The organism is Sediminibacterium salmoneum NBRC 103935, from assembly GCF_000511175.1.
In the GTDB taxonomy this organism is placed as follows: Bacteria; Bacteroidota; Bacteroidia; order Chitinophagales; family Chitinophagaceae; genus Sediminibacterium; species Sediminibacterium salmoneum.
Genome location: NZ_KI866530.1, coordinates 193,428 through 218,780, shown reverse-complemented (window position 1 = coordinate 218,780; position 25,353 = coordinate 193,428). Strand labels below are relative to the sequence as shown.

Genomic DNA, 25,353 nt, shown 5'->3' with positions numbered 1-25,353 from the left:
TTAATTCAGTTTCTTTTTCAGGCTACTCACTTGTTCCTGCAGATTATTCACCATACCCGCCAATTGATTTACGTCCCAAACAGGAGCAGCATTGGCTTTCTGTAAAATATAAACTGCTTTCCAGATTTCCAGCACATCTTCAGCGCTTACATGATAAGGTTCGTATTGAGGGTTATCGCTGATTAAAGTAATCTTATTTTTCAGGCGGTTGTTCTTCACTACCCGCTTGTAGGCCACCCCTTCATTTTTGGAAAGAACAATATAGGTATTGCTGTTTTTTAAATCATCCAGGTCTTCCACTTTTTCGCCAACGATTACACTGCCACTGGGTGTAGGCAACATAGAGTCTCCCATAATTTCGAAAGCCCGGTATTGGCCAGGTGCCAGCATAGGCAAAGTGAATGTATTCAACTCGTCTACAAATTCCGGATCGGCATAACCTGTCATATAACCCGCAGCAGCTTTCACTGGAACGAATCTGATTTCAGCAGATTCACTGATCATTTTTAACTGACGTCTTCTGTCTAAATAAGAACCGCCTTTGCTTTCAGATAAATCTTTAAACAAAAAATCTTCCAGACTTAATTTGAAAATAGAACAAACCTGCTCCATTACTTCGAGCTTGGGTTCTGCCCTCTCTTCTTCATAAGCCCCCACCAGGGAACGTTTGATTTTTAGCTTGTTGGCAAACTCTTCCTGGGTCCAGCCCCGCAGTTTGCGCAGATACTTCAGATTTCTTCCAGCGTTTGACATAACTAATTCTTTTAGCGCAATTTACTAAACTTTTTAGTTTTTCCAAATTTATTTTGAATTTTATTTCAGCGGGCCAATTCTACGACCCGATTGAAGTACTTTTCAGCTGTAATATTAAGCCATGAAAAAACTATTGTTATTTGCCTTAATGGGTTCTATATCTCAGATCAGCGCCCAGTCTCCTGCAAGTTTTCCAGCTTCACTTCAGTTAACGCCGGAAAAATCCAATTTTGAAAAGACTTCTTCCCATGCCGATGTGATGCAGTTTTTACAAACGATTAAAACGATGAGTCCGTATATCCAAATAGGTTCCATCGGAAAAAGCACATTAGGGAAAGACATACCTTATGCAGTGTTGGCCAATCCAGCAGTTAGCAGTCCGGAAGAAGCCAGGAAATCAGGAAAGCCGGTTGTTTATATTCAGGGAAATATTCACGGCGGTGAAGTGGAAGGAAAAGAAGTATCCATGATGTTGATGCGCGATATTTTATTAGGCAATTTATCTAATCTGCTAAGTAATCAGATTATCGTATTTGTGCCTATTTACAATACAGATGGGAATGACCAGTTTGCAAAGGGATTAAGACCGTCGCAAGAGAACAGCCCGCTGGAAACCGGCATCAGGGAAAACGGTCAGGGACTTGACCTGAACAGAGATGGCATTAAGATGGAAACACCGGAAACCAGAGCTATGGTAGCCAATATCCTGAATAGCTGGGATCCACAGATGGTAGTGGATTTACATACCACCAATGGCACCTGGCATGGTTATGATTTAACCTGGGCACCTGGTTATTTATCTGCAGGAGAACCCGGCCCTTATCATTATACCAACAGCACCATACTACCTTATATTACCGATAAAGTAAAAAAGGAAAATGATTTATTGTTTGGACCCTTTGGTGATTTCTATACAAGAGAAGGCTGGCCGGTAAAAAACTTTTACACCTACAATCATCACCCAAGGTATATCATCAATCAGATTGGCCTGCGCAACAGAATGTCTATTCTGAGTGAGTCATTTGCCCACGAACGTTTTTATCAGCGCATCAACAGCACTTATCACTTTGTAAAAGAAATCCTTTCTTATTGCAATGGCAATGCGACAGAAATTATGCAGATCAATCAACAGGCAGAAAAGAATGCAATTGAACAGGTAAAAAACAATGCAGGAAAAATCAGCAAGGGAGTGCGATTCAAAATGGTCCCCACTGCCAATGGTATTCGCGATTTCAGAACCTATGATTATATACCATTCAAAAAAGAAGATGGCAGTACTACCCTGGCCAAAACCGGGAGGATCATCCACGTAGACAAAGTAAACTACTACGCAGATTTTAAAGATACCGTAAATGCAACCTTACCCAGAGGATACATCATTCCAGCTGCATTGGATAGCATAGCGGAACATTTAAAACGCATGGGTGCAAAGGTAGAGAAGCTGGATAAAAAAACAGAGTTCCAGGGAGAGGGTTTTCTCATAGAAAAATTCACCAAAGCCAACAGAAAATTCGAAGGTCACCAGATGGCATCTGCAGAAGGAAAATTTGTTGCTAAAACATTTACTGCAGAAAAAGGGGACTACCTGATTGATCTGGCGCAACCTTTGGCTAACTTAATTTTCTATGCACTGGAGCCACAATCGGATGATGGTTTACTTACCTGGAATTTCTTTGATCAGTATTTAACGGAAAAAGGAATCAGCAATCAGGCCGTGGAGTATCCGGTTTTGAAATTTTTTAGCACAAATACAACACCCAAAAAGAAAAGATAGGCCCGGTCTTATCGTACATTGCAATATGGCAAAAGTGAAAGCAAAATCAAGCAAGAAGAAAGAAGAGCCCATTATACTCGTAACCAACGACGATAGTTATACCGCGCCAGGCATACACGCATTGGTGGAAGCGGTGAAAGGGCTGGGCAAAGTAGTGGTAGTATCTCCCGATAAACCACAAAGCGGAATGGGCCATGCCATTACCATTGGAGAACCTTTGCGTTTACACAGAGTGCACAATTTTGGAGATGTTGAAGCTTATAGTTGTAGCGGTACTCCGGTAGATTGTGTAAAATTAGCTGTAGATAAAGTATTGCATAGAAAACCCGATATCTGTATCAGCGGAATCAATCATGGCGCCAATCATTCCATTAATGTAATTTATTCAGGCACCATGAGTGCTGCATTGGAAGCTTCCATTGAAAGCATTCCAAGTATAGGATTCAGCTTATTGGATTTGAGTATAGAAGCCGACTTTACCGGAGCCAAGCAATATGCACGCATCATCGTAGAGCAATTGCTGGCAAGCAAAAATTTAGACAAGCATATTTGTTTAAATGTGAACATTCCAAAAGTAAAAGCTGAACTGATTAAGGGTATCAAGATCTGTTCTCAGGCTTATGCCAAGTACCAGGAAAAATTTGACGAAAGAAAAGACCCGCATGGCAGAAAATACTATTGGCTGACTGGTGAGTTTGTCAATTTTGACAAGAGCAAGGAAAGCGATGTATGGGCGTTAAAGAACAATTATGTAAGTGTGGTTCCGGTTCAATTTGACCTGACCAACTATACCCTGAAAAAGCAACTGGAAAAGAACTGGAAGTTCTGATTATACATAAAGCAAAACCATGTTACTGAATAAAGATTCCATTCCATTTGGCCTGCTATTAGGTTTCATTGCTCCTGTTTTTGGGCTATTCGGTTATTACTACTGGAAGTTCAGTCTATTCAGCCTGAATGAATTCTTTCAGGTATTGCTAATGCAGAAATCTTTATTGAGCGGCATTATTGCCATTGCCCTAATTGCCAATGCCATTGTATTCACAGTATATATCAACAAGCAAAAAGATAAAACAGCCAAGGGAGTATTCATTGCAACCTGTATTTATGCATTGATCTCCCTTGGTATTAAGTGGTTTGTTTAATTAATTATAGAGGTTCATATTTATTGGGATCTAACTTAGCCGGAGCTGGAGTAGGTGGTGGCGGAGGAGCAGGAATTGGAAGTTTTCCATACTTGGCTTCAGCTCTTCTCATACTCGTTTGATTATTGAGAATATATTTTTCTTCAGTACCATCTTTAAGCTTGATTTCCATGGTTTTGTACTGATGATTCCATGAAACATTTGAGACATCTTTATTGCGCCGCATAAATGATTTTATTCCAGACCTATCATTATTATCTTCTTCCTGAATTGGTTTAATGCTTTTTAGATTAGCATCTTTTGTTACAACTTCTAATACACCATTACCACCTTCAGCCCCATATTTTGAAATAGCTGCCTCATTTTTCAGCACAGTAATTGATACAATTTCATTGGGATTCATCTCATTCAAAATTTCATATTCTACTTGTTTCCCATTTAAAACAACTAGCGGCTTTTGTCCGTTTTTTGCAAATAATTTTAAGCCACTACCCAAACCTTCAGCACTTTTACTAAAAGAAAATGACCTCACTGAATCAAAAGACAATTTACCTGCCTCAGATTCAACTTTCTTAACTAGTAGTTTAAGGGTATCCTTTCCGGAATTGTTAAAATCATCATTTTGTGTTGCTACAGCCAAGGTTAGATTGTTCTCCTTATCCGCCAGATATTTCTGAACACCATTCAAAATGGCAACTGCCAATGACTCTCTGAAACTGGTGGAAGTAATTTTTTCCAAATCCTTGGGATTACTCATATATCCTGCTTCAATAAGAATGCTGGGACAACTGATGTTTTGTAACACGTATATCCCATCTTTCCTGCTCTTGATTCCATTAAAAGGCAAACTCAAATCATCCACTTGATTGGCCACCTGATTGGCAAACTGTAAATGACTATTGTAACGATCGGTTTTACCCGGACTGGCAATATAAATTTCGGTTCCGGAAAGGTTTGCATTCTTGGCTGCATTATAGTGCAGTGACAAAAACAAATCCGGGTTTGATTTATTGGCTTTTTGAGCAATTTCCATTAAGGACTGTGTTTCATCTTCTGTTCTTGTTAAAAACAGATTCAAACGACTATTTTGGTTCAGGGATTGGATGGTTTTGGCCAGTTCAAGTGTCAATTGAGATTCAACTGATTTACCATCAACCCCAACACTACCTTTATCTGCCCCACCATGTCCTGCATTGATGACAATGGTGTAATCGTTTTTCAAATTAACAGCCATGGGTGAGATGGCCGCAACAGGCCTGCCGGCAACATCTTTATAAATGGTTTTTACAACTGTTTCAACTGATATGGGTTCTGTGGGAAGTGCATTTCTGAAAGCCACCAATACTACAATAATGGCCAATAAGGGCAATACAATTAGTCTTCTTAGGTAGCTGAATCTTGTGTTGGATTTACTTAACATGGCAATACGTCTTTTGATAGGTGAAAAAAAGAAGGGGTTGGTTAACTTGAAGGTTTGTTGAGGATAGGCAGTAGTCAATAACATTTGAGCCAAGGATGCAGTATCTCCACTCTCAACAGATTTTTTATCCGCAATAAACTCATGAATCATGTGTAATTCTTTTTTAATTAGCCAGAAAACCGGATTCATCCAGCCTGCAATCAAAATGCATTGCATCAATAGCTTATCAAAAGAGTGCTTTTCTTTTACGTGTGTAATTTCATGCTGCAAAATTTGCTGACCCGTTGCACTGCTTAAATCAATGGCTTCGTTCCAGAATATAAATTGGAAGAATGAGTAAGGTGTTCCTTTAGCATTGGTCATGATTAAATCAATCGTACCCAGTTTTTTTGCACTACTCTGCTTTAGTAGCTGAAAAATGCGAATCAATGAAATCATCAGACTGACAAACAAAACAGATACGCCTCCGATATACAGCAGTTGTAATCCCCTCTGCCAGGTAATAGAATACCAATGCTGACTGAAACTAGATTCGAGTTCGGTATTGTTAGATGCTACAGCTGAAAGCAAATAATAAATATTGTCATCCCCTGTGAAAGTGCTTTCGTTCCATTGAATTTTAATTAAAGGTATCAGCCAGGATAGTACAGCAATCGCCAACAAATAGAATCTATTGTATTGATGGAATTTATTATCGCGCAACACAAGCCAGTAATACCCCATCATAATGGCAGAGCAAAAAACTACCTGAAGAAAATAATAAATGGTGGTTTGCATAGTATTATTTTTTAGATTTTTTCATTTCCTGCAATAACAACTCCAGCTCTTTTACACTGATGTCTTTTTGTTTTACCATAAAGGAAACCGCATCGGCAAAAGACCCTTCAAAATACCCTTCCACTAAATTACGAATGGTACTGGAAGAATATTCCTCTTTGGTTACAATTGGAAAATATTGATGCACCCTTCCAATTTGATTCACACCAACAAATCCTTTATCTACTAAGATCTTTGCAATCGTAGCAATGGTATTGCTATGCGGCTTTGGTTCGGGTTGTGCATCAATAATGTCTTTCAGGAAAGCGCTTTCCAGCTTCCAGATGGTTTGCATTATTTGCTCTTCTGCTTTGGTTAATGGTTTCATGATGTACATTTACAGGAGTAAACTTATAACTAAATATTTAGTTTAACAACTAATTTTTTAGTTATTTAACTATTTTTTTAGTTATTCGCCATGAAATACTATGTAATTGCAGGAGAAGCCAGTGGGGATTTGCACGGGAGTAATCTGATAAAACAGTTGCAACTATCCAATCCGGCTGCCCATATCCGTTGCTGGGGAGGAGATTTGATGCAAGCTACCGGAGCTTATCTGGTAAAGCATTACAGAGATCTGGCATTCATGGGTTTTACTGAAGTAATCAGGAACCTGCCTACTATTCTGGGCAATCTGAAATTCTGCAAAGAGGACATCTTGAACTATCAACCCGATGTTTTAATCTTAATTGACTATCCTGGATTTAATTTAAGAATTGCCGAATGGGCCAAGAAAAAAGGCATTAAAGTGGTATACTATATTGCACCACAGGTTTGGGCCTGGAAAGCCAACAGAGTAAAAAAAATGAAGACCTGCATCGATCTGATGCTTTGCATTTTACCTTTTGAAAAAAACTATTTCGCCCAACAATGGAACTGGGATGTGCATTATGTAGGGCATCCGCTCATTGAAGTCATTGAAAAATTCAAATCGGCCAATCAGTCTGATATAAAACCAATTATCGCTTTATTGCCAGGAAGCCGCAAACAGGAAATTGCCAAAAAACTGCCTATCATGTTGAGTGTTGCAGATAAGTTTCCACAATATGAATTTGTGGTAGCGCAGGCACCGGGCCAGGATGATGCATTTTACGAACCGTTCTTAGAGGGGCAGCAAAACGTAAAAGTGGTAAAAGACAGTACCTATTCTTTGTTATCACAGTCAACTGCTGCATTGGTTACCAGCGGCACGGCCACACTTGAGACTGCTTTGTTCGGTGTGCCGGAAATCGTATGCTACAAAGGCAGTTCCATCAGTTACCAGATTGCCAAGAGATTGGTAAAAATTAAATTCATTTCATTGGTGAATTTAATCATGGACAAAGAGATTGTAAAGGAATTGATTCAGGATGAGCTAAACACTGCTAACCTGGTGAGGGAGTTGCAATTTATCACCAGCAATCCCGAAAAAATCAGCGAACTAAAATCGGAGTACCAAGAGCTTTACACCAAATTGGCGGGAGGTGGTCATGCATCCAAAAATGCAGCCCATTTGATAATGGAATTTCTGCAAAAGATGTAATGAATAATCAGCTTTAACGCAAATGAAAACTTAGCGTAACATCGGTATAATGACCTGCTTTACCAGAATGAAAATCACCGCCAGTAAAAACATAACCAAGGAAACACGGTTCATTCCGTGCATGTATTTCATCCACTGAGATTTGGGAGCGTCAGGGTCTGCTTTCTTGATAAATAAGTATTGCTGAATTTGATTCCAGATGCCCATGATGTAAAATTTGTACAAAGATAACAGGAGCAAACCAATTTAGTTCAATCAACCTTATCCCCTTAGTTTTGTTAAGAACAAAAAACATTTTATGCGTCGCATTGTATTTTTTCTAATTTGTATTATTGGTTCATACCCTCTTCAGGCCCAGATTAATTTAGAATTAGAAAGACCAATAAACCCCAATCAAATCGATATTATTCGTGATAAATGGGGCGTGCCGCATATTTTCGGAAAGACAGATGCATCCGTTGCCTACGGACTTGCCTGGGCACATGCAGAAGATGATTTTGCTACGATACAACAATCCTTAATGGCTGGGAAAGGCATGCTGGCCCAGTACAAAGGAAAGGAAGGGGCACAAGTGGATTATATCGTGCGCTTACTCAGAATTCCTGAGCTGGTGGATGACCGTTTTGACACAGACCTCTCAGCCGATTTTAAAAAAGTATTACAGGGATATTGTGAGGGTTTGAATGCCTACGCAGAAAAGCATAAGAAAGAAGTCTTATTAAAAAATCTTTTCCCGGTTACGCCCAAAGACATGATCCGGTATTCGGTTTTGCAATTGTGTATTTTATCAGGAGCCGACAAAGCTTTGTCATCCATTTTCGGGGGGACAGTTCCTTTACTGGAAAATTTTAAAACGCAGGGGAGCAATGCATTCGCCTTCAATAGCAAAAAAACAACCGACGGCAATGTGTATCTGGCCATCAATGCTCACCAGCCATTGGAAGGACCGGTTGCCTTTTACGAAGCACATTTAAATAGTGAAGAGGGGTGGAATATTTTAGGTGCCAATTTCCCCGGCGCTCCCAGTATTTTACATGGCGTGAATGAGCATCTGGGCTGGGCACACACAGTAAATGAACCTGACAAATTAGATGTATATCAATTGGAAATGCATGCTAAAAACAAGAACCAATATTTATTTGATGGAAACTGGGAAAGTCTGGAAGAAAAAAAGGCAGTTTTTAAAGTGAAACTGAAGCTATTAAAAGTTAATATTTCCAGACCTGTTTACTGGAGCAAATATGGTCCAACTATAAAAACAGATCGAGGAACTTTCTCTATCCGTATGCCGGCGCAAATGGATATCCGTGGGCTGGAGCAATGGTATCGTTTTAACAAGGCCAGAAACTTTTCAGAATTCAAAGCAGCCCTGGAAATGCGAGCCATACCCGGCTACAACATTGTATATGCTGACAAATACGACACTATTTATTATATCAGCAACGGCAGAATACCAGTCCGCAATAAAGGGTATAACTGGAAGTCTACTTTGCCCGGCAATACCAGCAAAACCTTATGGAATGAATTACATCCCATCAGCGCTTTACCTCAGGTTTTGCAACCAACAACTGGTTTTGTGTACAATACCAACCACTCTCCTTTTCATTCTACAGAGGGAAAGGAAAACCCTGTGGTTACCGACATTACGATGGGATATGAAACCCTGGAAAACAACCGCAGCAAGCGTTTTGAAGCTTTATTGCAACCCCTGAATAAAGTGAGCTATGAAGATTTTAAGCGAATCAAGTTTGACCGGCAGTTCCCCTCCACCTTTTACTTCCCCTATAATATTGATAGCTTATTTCTATTAGATGAAACAAAATATCCTGACATAGCAGATTTAGTAGTGCAACTTAAAAACTGGGACAAAAAAGGCGACGCCACTAATATTGGGGCAGGTACTTTCTTTATGGTGTATCATGATATTGTTCCCAAGCGCAGCAAGTACATGAAACAAGGTTTCATATCATTGGAAGATGCAGCTGAAATCCTCAGATCTGCGAAAGCCACTATGCTGCAGCAATTCAGCAGAACCAATTTACAATTGGGTGATGTACAGAAACTGGTTCGAGGAAATCTAGCCCTTCCGCTACCAGGATTGCCTGATCAGTTAGCTCCCATGTACTCCATTCCATATAAAGACGGCCTATACAAAGGCAATCAGGGAGATGCTTACATTGAACTGGTGAAATTTACGAAAGATGGACCCATCATTGAATCGCTGAACGTTTATGGTGCTTCCGCAAGAAAAGATTCGCCCCACTATACCGATCAGATGCAAATGTTTGTGGAACAGAAAACCAAACCCATGACTTTAAACAAAGAATTGGTTTATCAGCAGGCTGTAAAAAAATATCACCCGCTATAGCCCATTCACAAAGGGAGCCAGCAAGGAAGTGATTTGCTGTGTTTCAATGATGAATCCATCGTGTCCATAAGTAGAGTCAATAATATGCAACTGCGCATCCGGCATATGATTGGCCATGAATTCCTGTTCTGCTATTGGGCAAAGAATATCAGAATCAATTCCAATAATCAAAGTAGGTTGTTGAATCTGGCTTAATGCCTTAGCTAAGTCGCCCCCTCTGCCCCTTGCCAGGTGATGACTGTCCATGGCTTTGGTAAGCAACCAATAACTGTAGGCATTGAATCGGTTCACCAGTTTGTCGCCCTGATAATTGATATAGGAGGAAGCTTTGAATCCATCAATCTTTTCAGGATCGGGATCGGTTTGTCTTTCCTGAAAGGTAGCATAGTTCCGATAGGTAAGCATGCCAATGGCTCTGGCTGCTTTTAGTCCGGCAGCACCCGCGATTGTAGTATGGTCTTTCCAGGTACCGTCTGCTTCTATGGCCAGGCGTTGTGCTGTATGCACCGCAACACCCCAGGCAGATTCAGAAGGAGAAGTAGCAATTAAAAAAAGCTTCTTGATTAATTCCGGTTCCATCAAAGCCCATTCAAGCACCTGATAGCCACCCATGCTTCCACCCATCAATAAATTAATCTGATCAATACCCAAATGCACCCTTAATGCCATATGGGCTTTTACCATATCTCTGATGGTCACCATCGGGAAATCAGAATAATAGGGAGTCTGCGTCGCAGGATTCATACTCAAAGGACCCGTAGACCCATAACAGGAACCGATGATATTGGCACAAACAATAAAATAATCAGAAGGATTAATTAAAAAATCATTGCCAACCAATCCCTTCCACCAATCTGCTGCATCCGCATTGGCTGTTAATGCATGACAGATCCACACCACTTTGGATGTACCTGAAACGTAGTTGCCGTATGTATAATAGGCAATCTTTAGCTCCGGGATGCTGGAACCACTCTCTAACACAAAAGGGGCTGTATGGGTAAAAGTCTGTAATGCCATTGGCTGGAATTCTTACGCAAAATAAAGACAACTGAAGCGTACCTTTATGTAAATTTTTAAAAGCAGCGGCAACAGATGAAAAAAGAAACAAAAGCCATCCGAATTCAGACAGAGCGAACCAGTGAAATGGAACACTCCACTCCTATGTTTTTAACCAGCAGCTTTTGTTTTGATAATGCAGAAGAAATGAGAGCCGCATTTGCTGATGAATCGGATGATAATATTTATTCCAGATTCAGCAATCCTTCTGTTCAGGAGTTCATTGATAAACTAGTTGCGCTGGAAGGTGCAGAAGCCGGTTATGCAACTGCTTCCGGCATGAGTGCTGTATTCGGATCCTTTATGGCCCTGTTGAAACAAGGCGACCGACTACTATCCTGTAATTCTATATTCGGAAGCACTCATACGGTTATTTCCAAATACCTGCCCAAATATGGAATTGAATACGGATACATAGACGCCAATGCAACTGCTGAAGACTGGGAAGCAGCCATTACCCCCAATACCAAAATGATTTACCTGGAAACCCCAACCAATCCCGGACTGGAAGTATTAGACCTGGAAATGATTGGTAAGATTGCCAGAAAACACAATATCATACTAAATGTAGACAACTGCTTTGCTACGCCTGTAAACCAGACGCCCATTGATTTTGGAGCCGACCTGGTAGTTCATTCTGCCACCAAATGGCTCGACGGACAGGGCCGTGTTTTAGGGGGAGCGGTAGTAGGTAAAAAAGAATTGATCAAAGAAATTTATCTGTTCTGCCGAAGTACAGGACCTGCATTGTCTCCTTTTAATGCCTGGGTATTGAGCAAGAGTTTAGAAACCCTGGATGTAAGAATGGAAAGGCATGCAGCCAATGCCTTGTATCTGGCAAGGGCATTAGAAAACCATCCTGCTATTGCACAATTGAAATATCCATTCCTGCCTTCGCATCCGCATCATCCTATTGCTGTGAAGCAAATGAAAAATGGTGGCGGTATTGTTTGCTTTGAATTAAAGGGGGGGATTGAAGCCGGCAGAAAATTTTTAGACCAACTGCAAATGCTCTCACTAACTGCTAATTTGGGAGACACCAGAAGCATTGCTTCTCACCCGGCCAGCACTACACATGCGAAATTAACAGAAGCGGAAAGGCAGGCTGTAAACATTACGCCTGGCCTTATCCGAATCAGTGTAGGCCTGGAAAATAAAGAAGATATTCTGGCCGATATTTTACAGGCTTTGGCTTAAGCAGATTTTTTGGTTCTGATAAAAATCATGGCGATCGCTGTTGTCAATAGCCCCATAACAAATGCAGCAATGGTACCCTGTATTGCATAATTCTTGTAATTAAAATTAGCAACAGCTTCTTCCGTTGTTTTATAGTACCCAATTTCAACCGATCGTTTAATAACGTTGGGGAAATACTCAGGAGTAATTACATAAGTAGTAATCCATTGAGTTAAAGGTGTTAAAGCCGCAATAATCAATGAAAGGTAAATCCCTGAAACCAATCCCTGTACATAAGTAATATCACCAGCATAATCCAGTTTCTTTTTTTCTTTCAAAGCCAGTACCATCATCCAGATAGCGGGGATAGCAAATAAATTGGTGAGGTATAAATGGTAATCGATATACTTACCATGTAAACCCGAAACCTTCTCCATTACCATCCAGAGCAAGGTCATGATAGAAAATAGAATAGCCCATTTTACTTCAATTTTAATAGGTTTCATTGTTGGGGAGGTTTATTATTAAGAAATGAATCATCAGCTTCTTTGTCGTGAACAGATTTTAATACAGGTAAATGAATATGAAACTGAATGGCAATCAATCTTACCAGCATCACAATGATTGCAGCAAGAGGCGCAGCCAAATCTTTCGTCATATTTATTTCCAATAACAAAAAATATGACAGACCACCAATCACACATGCCATTGCATAGATATCTTTTTGTAATAGTAAGGGAACTTCATTTAACAGAACATCTCTTAATACGCCTCCTATAGAACCAGTGATGGTTCCCATAACAATACAAACCCAGAAAGGAAAGCCGGCATCCATACATTTGGAAATACCGATAATCGTAACCAATCCCAATCCTATGGTATCAAATAAAAAAAGGGTATTGGTCCAGCGCATCAGTTTTTCCTTAAAAACCAAAGTTGCCAGCAAAGCAACACCGGTAGTAATAAAATAGCGGCTATCAAGCATCCAGAAAGGAGTTACATCTAACAATAAATCCCTCACTGTTCCTCCACCAATGGCAGTAACTAGTCCAATCATAAATGCCCCAAACCAGTCAACATTTTTTCGGGAAGCCATTTTAATGCCACTCATGGCAAAGGCAAAAGTCCCAATCAGGTCGGGAAGAATGGTGAAGAAATTATTCAAGACTTGTGCAGATTTTAATGTGAACTGTAGGTAAACTCAATTAAATTTAAACAAAAAACCATTAAAATACTTCGCGCTCGTCTATTCTGACAATATCTAAATAAGCTATGCAATAGAAAGCAATTCAGCAAAACTTTGTTCTTTCAGAATGATATCTGCATGATGATTCAATAATTCATCCTGTGAACAGAAAGCAATTCCCAGACCCGCTTCTTTAATCATGCAAAGATCATTCATACTATCCCCTATGGCAATACAATTTTCTTTGGGAATCTGATATTTTTCCAATAAGCTAAGTACTGCATTGGTCTTACAAAGTGAATGCCGGCATACACTTTTTCCATTGTTAAATAAAAAAGAGGGAATTTTCACTTCTCCTGTACAAACACCTTTAGAAAACTCAAGTTCATTCGACAATGAAAAATCCATTCCCAATTTATTTTTTACATGATGGGTAATACAATCATAACTATCAGAGATAATACCAATAATATATCCTCTGTCTTTCAGTTCCTTTATTATTTCAGCTGTTCCATCTACAACGGGAATCTGGTCGGCAAGCTCAATTAATTCCTGGTGAGTCTTTCCCCTTAAAAGGGTAGCAATATGTTTGGTAAGCAAAATCGGATTACTCTCAGAGGACCTGATATTCATCAGTGATGTTTTAAAATCGAATCTTTCAGCACAGGCATCTATAAATCTGCCTCGCAACAAAGTATTGTCCATATCAAATACAATCAGTTTTTCCATAGAACCCAGATTGGCGCTTAACGCCAGTTCCATTTGGGTTCTGATTTCATTTAGCACACCCAGTTCTTCAAAATTATACCTGGGATTATTAGAATTGGCCGCTTTAACAATAATAGTCTGAGCTACTTCTTTACTCATTTTTCCTAAAGCCTGCCAGGGTTTACTTTTATTTTCTATGTATCCAATTTCTACTTCTTTCATTTTTGCATTCATCAGATACATGTCTATTAAAATACCAATATCCACCCCGTAATCCTCACGAAAATCCAGTTGTTCCAGCAACTTTTTCTTACCTGCTATCATTCCGCTTAGTGGCTGACTGAACCTTAATAATTCAGGAAAAAAAATACTCAACAGTGGTTTGGCGGCCAATTCAGTTACCCTGCCGGCATTTCTGCTGAAGGAGGATTTTACAAAATCAACTTCCCCATTTAAAATAGGATCAGTTAACAATTTAATAGTATAATGCGGATAAGGATCTATATCACCATCCAGAAATGCAACGATAGGATTAGAGGCAAACAAAACCCCGTCTTTCATAGAAGACCCTTTACCCAATTTTGTACTGGTTATTACTTTAGCACCGTTAGCTACAGCAATGGCAACAGTTGCATCAATAGACTTATCATCAACCACTACCACTTCGGTTACCTGGGGTTGCGACCATGCAAACTGAATAACACTTTGTATAGTCTCTTCTTCATTTAATGTGGGAATAATTACAGTTATCATAAGGCTCGTTTTGGATGAATACAAAAAAGTATCAACTCAGGAGCCAATATTGTGCCAATTTAAAACATATGAAAAAGAATGATTCCTTTATTACTAGGAATCAATCTAATAAAGACAAATATTTGTTTTTATTCTCTATCATAATCCAGCCAAGAATACAAGATAAACCAATTGCCAATGGCAAACCACTTGGTGCAACAGTGGCATGAATCAACAAAATACCGCACATGATTGGGAAAATTACTAATGCGCCAATTGCCCTTGTCTTTCTGAATATTAAAAGCAACCCACCCAAAATTTCTATAACAGCCACTAAAGGCATCAGCCACTCTATTTCCATGAATGCAGCATTGTCAGCCACCAAAGCAGGGGGCAAATCTGTAGGTACGGGGATGTAATTAAACAACTTATTAAAGCCCCCGTTCAGAAACAATAAGGCACAAAGTATTGATAGTATATTTAGAATTTTATGCTTCATAAAAGTAATTTTACTAAATATACCCCGTCTAAATGATTTTGTCAAGTATGTTGTACAACAAAAAAGTACAGGGGCATCCCTATCGTTATGTTTACAGGAAAGGTAACCGCCAATGCCATTGGTAAAAACAAACCAGGATTTGCCTTAGGAACGGAAATTTTCATGGCAGCCGGAACCGCAATATAAGATGCACTTGCAGCTAGTATGGCAATCACAAAACGATTACTGATATCATCTGTAACCAGTGAACTAATATAGGCAAAAACAACCCCATTCATTAATGGAATCAGGAAGGCGAATAAAAAGGGAAATAATCCAAATGAAAAGAAAGCCTTTAATTTCTTACCACTGGTTATACCCATATCCAATAAAAAAATAGCCAGAAATCCTTTAAATAAATCATTGGTAAAAGGCTTAATACCTTCAGCCTGTTTGGCATCAGCTACAAATCCAATAAACAAACTACCTAGTATCAGTAATACAGATCCATTGGTAAAAGAATGCTTAAAAACTTCTCTCTTTTTAATTGTACTTGCCTCTTCAGTGTTAAAGAAATTGATTAATAAAAGCCCCACAATAATAGCAGGCGATTCCATTAATGCCATAATGGCCACCATATGACCATGCAGATTTAATTGATGTGCTTCCAAATAAGAAACTGCCGTTACAAAAGTAACAGCACTTACAGAACCGTAAGACGCTGAAATAGCACCTGCATTAAAAATACCTAACCGCTTTTTTAAAATAAAGAAAGTATAAGCCGGAATAAATACAGAAATGGCAACCCCCATTAACATGGTTCCCAATATTTCAAGATTGAATTGTTCATGAGACAATTCCTGACCACCTTTGAATCCAATGGCGAATAACAAATAGAGAGAAATAAATTTGGAAGAATTGTTGGGAATTTCCAGATCACTTTTAACACAAACAGCAACAATTCCAAGTATAAAAAACAACAAAGCCGGATTGGTTAGGTTTTCCAGCAGTAAATTAAAGTCCATAAGCAATTTTATAGCGATTCATTTTCTTCAGCTCTTTTAAGAATCCAGCTTCTTTAGATAGTACAATACCCCTTACTGTTAAGGACTGAGCAGATTCAACATTTATAGAAACCAGAGAAGACTGCAGCGATTCTACAGAAAGTTCAACAATCAGTTCAGCCATTTTAAGAATCTGCTGCCTGGGTGTTAAACCCGCAAATCTCTCCATCCAGAATTCCTCTTTTAAATCAGCAACCGGGTTTAAAAATGCTATATCACGCTTATAGGTATCATTCATTACAGAGAGCACAAAACTGTTAGACACTTCATTGGTTACGTAAATTTCACTGATACTATTTGCAGTAGTAACCCTTTTCAGATTATCCAGAAAAATGTTATCGTTCGCTGAAATGAGCCCTGCAGGTACTGAAAGGAAATGCGAATCCTGACCGTATTGTTTCTTAAGGGTGTATTCTAAATTAGAAAACGGGCAAACAATAAAAAGGCGATTATTCATGCGTATTTTCATTTTTAGGCGAACTTACCTGGTGATGAATAGTAAAAACAGCGGTAATAACTGAAAGCGAAGACCATAATTGACTGTTGATAGGATTATCCGATTTAAATGAAATCAGAATAGTACTTAAGAACACAATCAATCCAACCATTATTTGCCAATCCCTCTTTTTCATAAATATTCAATTATTTAACGGTGCAAATTTGAGGAGAAGTAATCTATATTTTTTATTTATCTTTATAATGCTTATCATAAGTTATTTTTATGAATTATACCTTAAATCAACTACAGATATTTTTAAAGATTGTAGAAACGGAAAGTATAACCAAGGCAGCGGAAGAACTCCATTTAACACAACCTGCTGTTTCCATTCAGTTAAAAAACTTCCAGGATCAGTTTGATATTCCCTTAACAGAAGTGCTGGGCAGAAAAATACACATTACTGATTTTGGCAGAGAAATTGCCGTTTCTGCAGAAAATATTATTTATCAGGTTAATGCCATAAATAACAAAACACTGGCTTATAAAGGGCAAATGACCGGGAAACTAAAAATCGCGGTTGTGTCCACAGGCAAATATGTAATGCCCTATTTTCTATCCGGATTCATGCATAAAAATAACGGCGTCCAGTTGAATATGGATGTAACCAATAAATCGAAAGTGATTGAAAGCCTTGAGAAAAACGAAATAGATTTTGCATTAGTATCCATTTTACCAGCAGCCATTAACATTGAAAAGATAGATTTACTCCCCAATAAATTGTTCCTGATAGGTAATGAAAAAACAAACAGTAATATTGAAGACCTGCCATTGATTTTTCGGGAAAAGGGATCCGGAACCCGACAAGCAATGGAACAGTTTATCCAGAAGAAAAAACTTTCCGTCCTAAAAAAAATGGAATTGAGCACTAATGAAGCTGTAAAACAAGCTATTATTGCAGGATTAGGATATTCCATCATGCCAATTATTGGAATAAAAAATGAACTGATGAATAAACAGCTATTCATCATTCCCGTAAAAGGCATGCCGGTTAAGACTACCTGGAGTTTGATTTGGCTAAAAGGTAAAAAACACTCCCCGGTTGCTGAAGCTTATCTGCATTATCTTAAGCAGGAGAAAAACCAAATTGCTAGAGAAATATTCAGCTGGAGTGAAAAGTATTAAGGCTCAAAAAACAATAAATAAACATAGTACTTATCGTTTTTTTCATCGATTGGCTTTATCAATACTCTTATTCTAAGATTGTTAACATACTTACTAGCAATTGTTCTATCATAAGCATAATTGGTATCAAAATCGGTTGAATGGGCAAAATAATACTGTGTTACATATTTGCCTAGAACAGCCTCCTTCCCTTTCAACTCCTTTTCACCCTCCACTTTAATTTCCGGTTTTCTGGTCACACTAAACCCATCCATACCCGCAAAATGATTATTACGAATAAGGATATAAAAAAGGTCACTTGAAATATCTTTACACTGCTGAAACGAAAGACCTGTATCCTTGTAAGGAGACATATAAGCCCAATAAGATATTTTACCTGTTTTTTCATTTATCAAGAGCGTATCTGTTCCGTATTCGCCAATTTGATCGTTCCAGTAAATCTCCCTAACTGTTCCATCCGTGATTTTAGAAATAATTCCTCCCTTTCCATAATTTTGAAACTGATTTACGTAATCCTGAATTAATATAGAGAATTTGCCTCTTTTTGAGGGAGGGATAGAAAATACAGTGTGTTTATTAGTCGTCGGTTTCTTCAATTTTGACACATCTATCCGATCATATTTTAAAGCAGTATCACCCAGTGGATATAAGACTTTAATTGTCCCAAATACGCCTTTATTGGGACTTACGGCAACTATTCCCTTGAATTGAGGATTTTCCTTTTCGGGGATATAATAATAGATTGTCTTTTCAATCTTATGTTCATCCTTTGTAAGATCGTACTCATAGCCTGAAATTTCTGAAGACAGTTCCAGAATGTTCAATGAATTCAAAAAATCCGTGCTACTCCAACTCAAGCCCATTGGGTAATTCTTTTCCCGGGAAAATTCCACTAAATAATATGGATTAATACTAGTACCCTTAACTATTTTGCGGGCTTCCAAAATACTTATACCATCCCGTAAAAATTTATGCCCTGCAATTGTTTCAGCCGAATAATGAAAAATCCAATTGGATTTTGCTTTCCAATTTAAAGGTTTGACGTTTTTATATTTCGTCATTAATTCTTCGTGCCATCGGGCAATATTGGCCTGATTGATTGTAGAACTATTATCTGTCTTTGGATTAATTTCGTCAAAATTATATTGGTTATCTACTTTAAAATAGAATGTCTCTTTAAACTTATATTTCTCAGGTAATTGAAAATTCAAATCAGGATGAAATGCTATTAGTACATCATTATTGTAATATTTGTAATTAGACAACAATACCCCAACCAATTGTTTAAAAATTAGCTCCTCTGTATCATCAATGCCATCTTTTATCCATGCAGGCCAATCATTTCGCGAAACCATTTTAGCGATATCTTTAGCCAATCCCTTGGATAACTTTTCATAATCAGTTAGCTTATCCAGAAACTTCTGATCCTTTTCCAGCTGATACACATGCTTCATTAAAAAGGATGAAGAAGTCATCCTCACCATCTGTAAAGGATTATAGCTATTAAGGCGATCCGTTATTTTAGAATAATTTTGTGCATTGAGTGTAAAGAAACAACCCAGAACTATAAATAATAAAATTTTCCGCATTTTTTATAGCTTTATGCTATAAATATAAGAAAACCAAGAATATTCTTTTCCATTTTAAGCCTTATTCATTTTGATAATTCTATACCCGTAATAAATAAGTATCAGTCCTATAAATTCTGTTACATATAAAACTTCAACATATCCGGCTCGGGTAAAAGATCCTCCTATACCCGGCAACAACCCACCTACAGCAATAAAAATATTACCCCGAAAAGGGGCTTCTTTTATCCCCTGCCGATAGTATCTAATAGCAGAATAAAAAGCTCCTCCTACCAGGAATAAAAACGCATAAATATTAATTAAGGGAGAAAAATATCGAACCCATTTCCATTCAAATACTTTTCCGGTTAACTTATAATTGAAATTGTCTGGAATTGAAACAGGAGTTAAGACAACAAATACCGATGCAACAACAATCAATATCACAATTAAAATACTGGAAATATCAGCGAATCTTCTCTTCATTAACAAGTAGACACTCCCCTGAGCCAAGGGAAAGCCTCCTAATAATGCACCCACAATGTACCAATAACGAACGTTTGAGATACTCCATCCAATCAGCATATTAATACTCTCTGCCAAAGTTCCCAAACCGAACGTCAAAACACCTAAAGACCACCATAACAAATACGTAGTTTTCCGATATTGATAATGACTGAATATTTCTTTGAAAAAGTAAACTGAAAAAATTGTTGTAAAAATGGGGATGTATTCAATGTAATTTTTCATAGTGCAATTCTGTAAAACAAAATTGAATTATACAGACGAATCATCCGTCAGCCAACTGTAAAATCTACTTACGCTGTCTCTTTTCCATTTTTAACCCGTAAACAATACCACCAACTAAACTGACAACAAATCCGATTGGACCCGTGAAAAAAATTCCAAGCAGTGGCCCTTGAGGTGATTCCGGCCTTAAAATAATGGGGCCCAAAAAACCTCCAATAAATCCTATGCTTCCCACTACAAAAGCTCCAATTACTCCATAAGTAGCAACCGGAGATTTAACCCGCTCGGTAGGTATCCATATTATTTTGGCTACTCCAACTGCAATAGCAAAAGCAAGAAATGGCTTCATCTTATCACTTAATGATTGGAAATGGCAAAACAACTTGAATTATTATATTCATGAAAAAGAAAACACCTAAAAAAACAAGCCCTGTCAACACAAATCGGAATATTTATGATAAAGTATATTACGCATAGAACACAGGAATTATATAAAAATAATTAAAAACCACCTCCAACGATCTACGATGGAGGTAGTTACCCAAAAAAACACTAATTCCAGCCTCCCCCCAAAGACTTATATAAATTAAGTTTTGTTAATTTTTGCTTCAACTGTATTTCGTTCAAATCAATCTTAGACTCAATGGCTTCTTTCTGTGTAAGTAAAACTTCAGCATAATCGGCCCTGGCGGCTCTGTACAAATTATTAGAGATGGCAATAGAATTACTTAGAATATTGACTTCCCTTTCTTTAGTCTGATAACTCTTAGTATAGTTATCAATCCCATTCAATTGGTTCAATACTTCTATATATGCTTTCAATATTGCTCTTTCATAATTATATACGGCCTGAATTTGCTTGGCACTGGCATTCTGGTAAATAGCCTGAATGGCATTCCTATTAATTACAGGCATCGTTATATCTCCTGCCAGATTGTATAAAACCGAAGCCGGGCTAAGCAAGAATACAGGATTAAAAGATTGAAAACCGAGTCCGGCTGTTAAACGGAAAGATGGATAAAAATTGGCTTTGGCTACTTCAATATTCAGTTTGGAAGCCTCTAATTCCAAAGCTGCTTGTTTCAAATCAGGTCGGTTTTGCAAGAGTTGGGAAGGAATCCCTGCAGTAAAAGGCTCAGGTAAAAGGGGATTATCTGTCATTACTGATCTTTGAATTTTTGACAAATATTTCCCCGATAAAAAATGAATCCGGTTCTCTGTTTCCACAATCTGTTGGCGTATGGAATATTGAAGGTTTTGGGTATTTAACAATTGTGCTTCAAAACGATTCACTGCCAATTGCGAAACCTTTGCAGCATCTTTTTCTTTTCGAATTACAGAGAGAGTATTACTTTGAATCTCAATACTACTATTTAAGATATTGAGTAAATTATCAAATGTCTGTAGTTCATAATAGGCACTGGCTATTTCTGAAACCAATTGAGTCACCATAAAATTTTTACCCTCAATGGATGCTAAATAACTTAAAACAGCAGATTTTTTGGCATTTCGTAATTTTTTCCAGACATCTAGTTCCCAACTGGCATTAGCAGCCAAAAGAACATCTGGTAATGGTTTGGGGAATTTGTGCCCCTCCTTGATTTCTAATGCTTCTTCAACTGCACCATTTCTTGTGTATTGCCCACTTTTTTCAAATCCCGTAGTAAAACCGGCATTTACAAAAGGCAGGTACTCTCCTCTCCTTGCTTTTACTTCATTTTTACCAACTTCAATTTCCTGCAAAATAATTCGCAATTCCTGGTTATTCTGTAATGCAGTATCAATCAGACTAATCAGAAACGGATCATTAAAATACTTTCGCCAGGCTATTGTACCGGCCAATGAAGTATCAGTAGTGGCTGTGCCTGTATAAAAAAGGGGCAAAGATATATTTGTATCTTTTATACTGATAACAGGCAATTTACAAGCATTTAAAATGAGCCCTGCCGACAATACCGTCAACAGACTCAGGATATTATTGTTCTTCATGCTTTTTCTTATTTCGTTTTAATAATTTCTTGAGCTTATGCAAAAGTTTGGAGTCATTATAACTATTTACATAATGTTCTGACAGTGGACTTTCATCTTCATCCCTGATTAGATGCTTTCCTTCAGCCATTTTACCCATAATAAAATATAAACCAGGTATAATAATCACACCGAAAACAGTTCCAAATAGCATTCCACCTAAAGAAGAAGAACCAATGGTTCTATTACCATCTGCACCGGGGCCATGAGCTACAACTAGTGGAATCAACCCTGCAACAAATGCAAATGATGTCATTAAGATAGGACGAAATCTAACTTTAGCACCTTCAATAGTTGCGTCTAAAACAGTGGCTCCTTGCTGGTGTTTTTGAACAGCAAATTCAACAATCAGAATTGCGTTTTTTCCTAGTAGTCCAATTAGCATAATTAATCCCATCTGTGCATAAATATCATTTGCAAGACCCATTAATTTTAATAAAACGAAAGATCCGAAGATGCCAACGGGCAAAGAAAAAATTACAGCAAGTGGTATTATAAAGCTTTCGTATTGTGCTGCTAGAAGTAAATAAACAAATATTAATACCACGATAAAAATATACAAAGCTTCATTCCCTCTATCTGCCTCGTCAAAAGAAAGTCCCTCCCATGCAATATCATATCCTTGAGGCAGAGTCTCTTTTGCTACCTCCCGAATGGCATTAATTGCATCTCCGCTTGTATATCCTTTTGCCGGTACTCCTTTAATTGAGGAAGAAGTATACAAATTGAATCTAGTAATTTCATTAGGTCCTTGCCGTTTGTTTAATGTCATAAAAGAAGAATAAGGAACCATCTCATCCTTGTTGTTCTTTATAAAAAGATTCAAAACGTCACTTGGGAGTCTTCTATATTCCGGGGCTGACTGTGTATATACTTTAAAGAAAGTATTGAAACGCACAAATCCTTGTTCGTAAGTACTGCCAAGAAGTATATCTAGGTTATCCATGGCTTTCCCAATAGAAACGCCTTTTTGCATGGCTAATTCATTATCTATAATCAACTCATATTGGGGATAATTAGCTGCGAAAAAAGTAAATAAACCGGTTAGCTCTTTACGCTTGTAAAGAGCGGCCATAAAATCTTTATTTACTTTATCAAATTCTTCATAATCAACCGTTGCATTTTTATCGAGTAATCGCAAAGAAAAGCCATCTGAAGAACCATAACCGGGAACGGCAGGTGGTTCAAAATACTCAATAACAGCACCGAAATCTTTTGATTTTTCCTCCAACTCTTCAATAATCTCTTTTACTGAATGATGGCGCAATGACCAATCTTTTAAATTTATCAGACATGTCCCTGCGTTTGACCCGCGTCCTTCTGTTAAAATCTCGTAACCTGCTAAAGACGAAACTGACTGTATCCCTTCTACTTCTTCCGCTAATTTCTGAAGCTTTCTGGCAACATCATTTGTAGTTTCTAAAGTAGAACCTGGAGGAGTTTGAATAATGGCATAAATCATACCTTGATCCTCATTAGGTATAAAGCCAGATGGTAAGGTTTTATCTACAAAAAAGATACCTGCACAAAAGATTAGCAGAATTAAAAAAGTAACAACTCTTCTATTAGCAATTAAATTAAGAAGTCTGGTATATTTTTCCGTTAATATATCAAAACGCTTATTAAACCAATCAATAAACAATGTAATAGGCGATTTGCTAATACCTTTATCATGATTACTTTTTAAAATTATAGCACAAAGAACAGGCGTTAATGTTAAAGCAACAATCCCAGAAAGTATAATGGCACTTGACATCGTTATAGAAAATTGTCTATAAAATATCCCTACAGGTCCAGTCATGAAAGCAACAGGGACAAAAACAGCCGACATAAATAAAGTAATCGCAATAATCGCCCCACTAATTTCTCCCAAGACTTTTTTTACTGCCGAAAAAGGTGATAAATGCTCTTCATGCATTTTAGCATGAACTGCTTCTACAACAACAATGGCGTCATCTACAACTATCCCAATTGCCAAAACAAGTGCAAACAGGGTTACTAGATTAATAGTAAGACCAAAAATTTGCATAAAAAAGAAAGTGCCAATTAAAGAAACTGGTACTGCAATAATTGGTATTAAGGTAGACCTCCAATCTCCCAGAAATATAAAAACAACTAACGCAACAAGAAGAAAGGCTTCAACTAGTGTATGTAAAACTTTATCTATAGAAGCATTAACAAATTTTGAAACGTCATAGTTAATTTCATACTCCATTCCAGGAGGAAAATCCTTTTTTAACTCCTCCAGCTTCACTTTTACCTGCTCAATTACTTTACTTGCATTACTTCCAAAGTTTTGTTTCAAAACAATAGATGCAGCAGGATATCCGTCTTTATTAGAATAAATATCAAAAAATTCACTTCCTAATTCTACTTCCGCAATATCTTTTAACTTAATATTCTCCCCGCTTGCATTTGCCCGTACAATAATATTTTCATATTCCTCAGGCTTATTATACCGTCCTTTATATATCAATACATATTCTAGCGATTGTGCAGTTTTACCTGAAGCCTGCCCAATTCGACCAGGTCTACCGATTACACTCTGATCTTTCATTGCCTCCATTACTTCTTCAGTAGAAATATTATAAGCGCGCATCCTGTCAGGCTTCAGCCAAATCCTCATTGCAAATTGCCTGCTCCCTAATATTTGTGCTCTTCCCATTCCCTTTATTCTCTGTAACTCTGGTAAAACGCTAACGTTTGCATAATTGTATAGAAACTTTTCATCTGCATTTTTATCTTTACTATACAAATTCACATACATCAGCATACTTGGCTGAATAGGAGTTATCACTACCCCTTCTCTTTGAATAAGAGGAGGTAAATTATTCATCACCTGATCTACGCGGGTTTTTACATTTACTACAGCTGCATTAGGGTCTGTTCCGGGCTCAAATACAATTTGAATGGTTGCCTCTCCTGCACTTGTGGCATCTGAAATTATATATTGCATCCCCTGAACTCCATTAATGGCTCTTTCCAATGGAATAAGGGCAGATTTAACAAGCACATCGGCACTAGATCCCGGATAAGCAATAAATACCATTACACGGGGAGGTGCAATATCCGGAAACTGGGATACAGGTCTGGTGACCATTGCCATTACACCCAAAAAAATGATTGCCAACGAGATCACAATCGCCAGCACTGGTCGTTTTATAAATTTTTGAAACATATGTCTTAAT

Annotated in this window: 24 protein-coding genes; 7 read left to right on the top strand and 17 right to left on the bottom strand. The window is 37.9% G+C overall.

Annotation, left to right across the window (positions count from 1 at the left end; translation table 11 throughout):
- Positions 1–753 (bottom strand): LexA family transcriptional regulator, encoded by a 753-nt coding sequence (locus P767_RS0101190; protein ID WP_026752312.1) that lies wholly within the window; start codon positions 751–753, stop codon positions 1–3.
- 121 nt (positions 754–874) lie between these two features.
- Here P767_RS0101190 and P767_RS0101185 point away from each other — a divergent pair, with 121 nt between their 5' ends.
- From P767_RS0101185 to P767_RS0101175, 3 genes are read left to right on the top strand one after another with little or no spacing between them, the layout of a single operon-like run.
- Complete coding sequence (locus P767_RS0101185) at positions 875–2,527, top strand: M14 family metallopeptidase (protein WP_026763088.1); 1,653 nt, start codon at positions 875–877, stop codon at positions 2,525–2,527.
- Between the two features lie 25 nt (positions 2,528–2,552).
- Positions 2,553–3,356, top strand: a complete 804-nt coding sequence (gene surE / locus P767_RS0101180; protein WP_037351492.1) for a 5'/3'-nucleotidase SurE — start codon at positions 2,553–2,555, stop codon at positions 3,354–3,356.
- 19 nt (positions 3,357–3,375) lie between these two features.
- On the top strand, positions 3,376–3,672 hold the full coding sequence (locus P767_RS0101175) for a hypothetical protein (protein ID WP_026763086.1): 297 nt from the start codon (positions 3,376–3,378) through the stop codon (positions 3,670–3,672).
- 4 nt (positions 3,673–3,676) lie between these two features.
- Here P767_RS0101175 and P767_RS17390 read toward each other — a convergent pair whose 3' ends face one another.
- A complete protein-coding gene (locus P767_RS17390) occupies positions 3,677–5,869 on the bottom strand; it encodes a M56/M15 family metallopeptidase (protein ID WP_026763085.1) in 2,193 nt (730 codons plus the stop codon).
- 4 nt (positions 5,870–5,873) lie between these two features.
- Entirely contained in the window at positions 5,874–6,236 is a 363-nt protein-coding gene (locus tag P767_RS0101165) for a BlaI/MecI/CopY family transcriptional regulator (RefSeq protein ID WP_026763084.1), read from the bottom strand.
- Positions 6,237–6,326: 90 nt separating this feature from the next.
- Between P767_RS0101165 and lpxB the strand changes: the two genes are divergently transcribed.
- Positions 6,327–7,430, top strand: a complete 1,104-nt coding sequence (lpxB, locus tag P767_RS0101160; protein ID WP_026763083.1) for a lipid-A-disaccharide synthase — start codon at positions 6,327–6,329, stop codon at positions 7,428–7,430.
- A 30-nt stretch (positions 7,431–7,460) separates the two neighbouring features.
- On the opposite strand, the gene P767_RS18435 is transcribed toward lpxB, so the two are convergent.
- Positions 7,461–7,637, bottom strand: coding sequence for a DUF6728 family protein (locus tag P767_RS18435; RefSeq protein WP_172637496.1), 177 nt, complete (start codon positions 7,635–7,637; stop codon positions 7,461–7,463).
- Positions 7,638–7,728: 91 nt separating this feature from the next.
- Between P767_RS18435 and P767_RS0101150 the strand changes: the two genes are divergently transcribed.
- Positions 7,729–9,798 (top strand): penicillin acylase family protein, encoded by a 2,070-nt coding sequence (locus P767_RS0101150; protein WP_026763082.1) that lies wholly within the window; start codon positions 7,729–7,731, stop codon positions 9,796–9,798.
- On the opposite strand, the gene P767_RS0101145 is transcribed toward P767_RS0101150, so the two are convergent.
- Positions 9,793–10,815 carry a homoserine O-acetyltransferase family protein gene (locus tag P767_RS0101145; RefSeq protein WP_026763081.1) on the bottom strand — a complete coding sequence of 341 codons (1,023 nt, stop codon included), beginning with the start codon at positions 10,813–10,815 and terminating at the stop codon, positions 9,793–9,795. The genes P767_RS0101150 and P767_RS0101145 overlap by 6 nt on opposite strands.
- 75 nt (positions 10,816–10,890) lie before the next feature.
- Here P767_RS0101145 and P767_RS0101140 point away from each other — a divergent pair, with 75 nt between their 5' ends.
- The gene (locus P767_RS0101140; RefSeq protein WP_026763080.1) at positions 10,891–12,051 is read left to right on the top strand and encodes a trans-sulfuration enzyme family protein; all 1,161 of its coding nucleotides are present in this window, start codon (positions 10,891–10,893) and stop codon (positions 12,049–12,051) included.
- Here P767_RS0101140 and P767_RS0101135 read toward each other — a convergent pair.
- The 7 genes from P767_RS0101135 to P767_RS0101105 all read right to left on the bottom strand — a co-directional run bounded on the left by P767_RS0101135 (position 12,048) and on the right by P767_RS0101105 (position 16,830).
- Positions 12,048–12,536 (bottom strand): DUF4199 domain-containing protein, encoded by a 489-nt coding sequence (locus P767_RS0101135; RefSeq protein WP_026763079.1) that lies wholly within the window; start codon positions 12,534–12,536, stop codon positions 12,048–12,050. The two genes, P767_RS0101140 and P767_RS0101135, sit on opposite strands and share 4 nt — an antisense overlap.
- Positions 12,533–13,195, bottom strand: a complete 663-nt coding sequence (locus P767_RS0101130) for a trimeric intracellular cation channel family protein (RefSeq protein WP_026763078.1) — start codon at positions 13,193–13,195, stop codon at positions 12,533–12,535. Before P767_RS0101130 ends, P767_RS0101135 begins: the two co-directional genes overlap by 4 nt.
- A gap of 105 nt (positions 13,196–13,300) precedes the next feature.
- On the bottom strand, positions 13,301–14,677 hold the full coding sequence (locus tag P767_RS0101125) for an HAD-IB family phosphatase (protein ID WP_026763077.1): 1,377 nt from the start codon (positions 14,675–14,677) through the stop codon (positions 13,301–13,303).
- A gap of 100 nt (positions 14,678–14,777) precedes the next feature.
- Positions 14,778–15,155 (bottom strand): DoxX family membrane protein, encoded by a 378-nt coding sequence (locus P767_RS0101120; RefSeq protein WP_026763076.1) that lies wholly within the window; start codon positions 15,153–15,155, stop codon positions 14,778–14,780.
- A gap of 41 nt (positions 15,156–15,196) precedes the next feature.
- Positions 15,197–16,159: a sodium-dependent bicarbonate transport family permease gene (locus P767_RS0101115; RefSeq protein ID WP_026763075.1), complete on the bottom strand. Its 963-nt coding sequence runs from the start codon at positions 16,157–16,159 to the stop codon at positions 15,197–15,199.
- Complete coding sequence (locus P767_RS0101110) at positions 16,149–16,655, bottom strand: hypothetical protein (protein ID WP_157611302.1); 507 nt, start codon at positions 16,653–16,655, stop codon at positions 16,149–16,151. The genes P767_RS0101115 and P767_RS0101110 overlap by 11 nt, the downstream gene beginning before the upstream one ends.
- The gene (locus P767_RS0101105; protein WP_026763073.1) at positions 16,648–16,830 is read right to left on the bottom strand and encodes a hypothetical protein; all 183 of its coding nucleotides are present in this window, start codon (positions 16,828–16,830) and stop codon (positions 16,648–16,650) included. Before P767_RS0101105 ends, P767_RS0101110 begins: the two co-directional genes overlap by 8 nt.
- Before the next feature lie 89 nt (positions 16,831–16,919).
- Between P767_RS0101105 and P767_RS0101100 the strand changes: the two genes are divergently transcribed.
- A complete protein-coding gene (locus P767_RS0101100; RefSeq protein WP_026763072.1) occupies positions 16,920–17,819 on the top strand; it encodes a LysR family transcriptional regulator in 900 nt (299 codons plus the stop codon).
- Here the strand turns inward: P767_RS0101100 and P767_RS0101095 are convergent.
- The 5 genes from P767_RS0101095 to P767_RS0101075 all read right to left on the bottom strand — a co-directional run bounded on the left by P767_RS0101095 (position 17,816) and on the right by P767_RS0101075 (position 25,343).
- Entirely contained in the window at positions 17,816–19,408 is a 1,593-nt protein-coding gene (locus tag P767_RS0101095; protein ID WP_157611300.1) for a hypothetical protein, read from the bottom strand. The genes P767_RS0101100 and P767_RS0101095 overlap by 4 nt on opposite strands.
- Before the next feature lie 54 nt (positions 19,409–19,462).
- Positions 19,463–20,035: a hypothetical protein gene (locus P767_RS0101090; protein ID WP_152530919.1), complete on the bottom strand. Its 573-nt coding sequence runs from the start codon at positions 20,033–20,035 to the stop codon at positions 19,463–19,465.
- A gap of 166 nt (positions 20,036–20,201) precedes the next feature.
- Positions 20,202–20,486 (bottom strand): hypothetical protein, encoded by a 285-nt coding sequence (locus tag P767_RS0101085; RefSeq protein WP_026763069.1) that lies wholly within the window; start codon positions 20,484–20,486, stop codon positions 20,202–20,204.
- A 203-nt stretch (positions 20,487–20,689) separates the two neighbouring features.
- Positions 20,690–22,126, bottom strand: a complete 1,437-nt coding sequence (locus tag P767_RS0101080; RefSeq protein WP_026763068.1) for a TolC family protein — start codon at positions 22,124–22,126, stop codon at positions 20,690–20,692.
- A complete protein-coding gene (locus P767_RS0101075; RefSeq protein WP_026763067.1) occupies positions 22,113–25,343 on the bottom strand; it encodes an efflux RND transporter permease subunit in 3,231 nt (1,076 codons plus the stop codon). Before P767_RS0101075 ends, P767_RS0101080 begins: the two co-directional genes overlap by 14 nt.
- Between the last annotated feature and the right edge of the window lie 10 nt (positions 25,344–25,353).

Coding starts and splice junctions, on each gene's coding strand:
- P767_RS18435 (WP_172637496.1), bottom strand. CDS start 7,637: ATGGGCATCTGGAATCAAATTCAGCAATACTTATTTATCAAGAAAGCA.
- P767_RS0101100 (WP_026763072.1), top strand. CDS start 16,920: ATGAATTATACCTTAAATCAACTACAGATATTTTTAAAGATTGTAGAA.
- P767_RS0101185 (WP_026763088.1), top strand. CDS start 875: ATGAAAAAACTATTGTTATTTGCCTTAATGGGTTCTATATCTCAGATC.
- surE (WP_037351492.1), top strand. CDS start 2,553: ATGGCAAAAGTGAAAGCAAAATCAAGCAAGAAGAAAGAAGAGCCCATT.
- P767_RS0101115 (WP_026763075.1), bottom strand. CDS start 16,159: ATGGACTTTAATTTACTGCTGGAAAACCTAACCAATCCGGCTTTGTTG.
- P767_RS0101190 (WP_026752312.1), bottom strand. CDS start 753: ATGTCAAACGCTGGAAGAAATCTGAAGTATCTGCGCAAACTGCGGGGC.
- P767_RS0101140 (WP_026763080.1), top strand. CDS start 10,891: ATGAAAAAAGAAACAAAAGCCATCCGAATTCAGACAGAGCGAACCAGT.
- P767_RS0101105 (WP_026763073.1), bottom strand. CDS start 16,830: ATGAAAAAGAGGGATTGGCAAATAATGGTTGGATTGATTGTGTTCTTA.
- P767_RS0101110 (WP_157611302.1), bottom strand. CDS start 16,655: ATGAATAATCGCCTTTTTATTGTTTGCCCGTTTTCTAATTTAGAATAC.
- P767_RS0101145 (WP_026763081.1), bottom strand. CDS start 10,815: ATGGCATTACAGACTTTTACCCATACAGCCCCTTTTGTGTTAGAGAGT.
- P767_RS0101135 (WP_026763079.1), bottom strand. CDS start 12,536: ATGAAACCTATTAAAATTGAAGTAAAATGGGCTATTCTATTTTCTATC.
- lpxB (WP_026763083.1), top strand. CDS start 6,327: ATGAAATACTATGTAATTGCAGGAGAAGCCAGTGGGGATTTGCACGGG.
- P767_RS0101085 (WP_026763069.1), bottom strand. CDS start 20,486: ATGAAGCCATTTCTTGCTTTTGCTATTGCAGTTGGAGTAGCCAAAATA.
- P767_RS0101080 (WP_026763068.1), bottom strand. CDS start 22,126: ATGAAGAACAATAATATCCTGAGTCTGTTGACGGTATTGTCGGCAGGG.
- P767_RS0101165 (WP_026763084.1), bottom strand. CDS start 6,236: ATGAAACCATTAACCAAAGCAGAAGAGCAAATAATGCAAACCATCTGG.
- P767_RS0101125 (WP_026763077.1), bottom strand. CDS start 14,677: ATGATAACTGTAATTATTCCCACATTAAATGAAGAAGAGACTATACAA.
- P767_RS0101120 (WP_026763076.1), bottom strand. CDS start 15,155: ATGAAGCATAAAATTCTAAATATACTATCAATACTTTGTGCCTTATTG.
- P767_RS0101150 (WP_026763082.1), top strand. CDS start 7,729: ATGCGTCGCATTGTATTTTTTCTAATTTGTATTATTGGTTCATACCCT.
- P767_RS0101095 (WP_157611300.1), bottom strand. CDS start 19,408: ATGCGGAAAATTTTATTATTTATAGTTCTGGGTTGTTTCTTTACACTC.
- P767_RS0101075 (WP_026763067.1), bottom strand. CDS start 25,343: ATGTTTCAAAAATTTATAAAACGACCAGTGCTGGCGATTGTGATCTCG.
- P767_RS0101175 (WP_026763086.1), top strand. CDS start 3,376: ATGTTACTGAATAAAGATTCCATTCCATTTGGCCTGCTATTAGGTTTC.
- P767_RS17390 (WP_026763085.1), bottom strand. CDS start 5,869: ATGCAAACCACCATTTATTATTTTCTTCAGGTAGTTTTTTGCTCTGCC.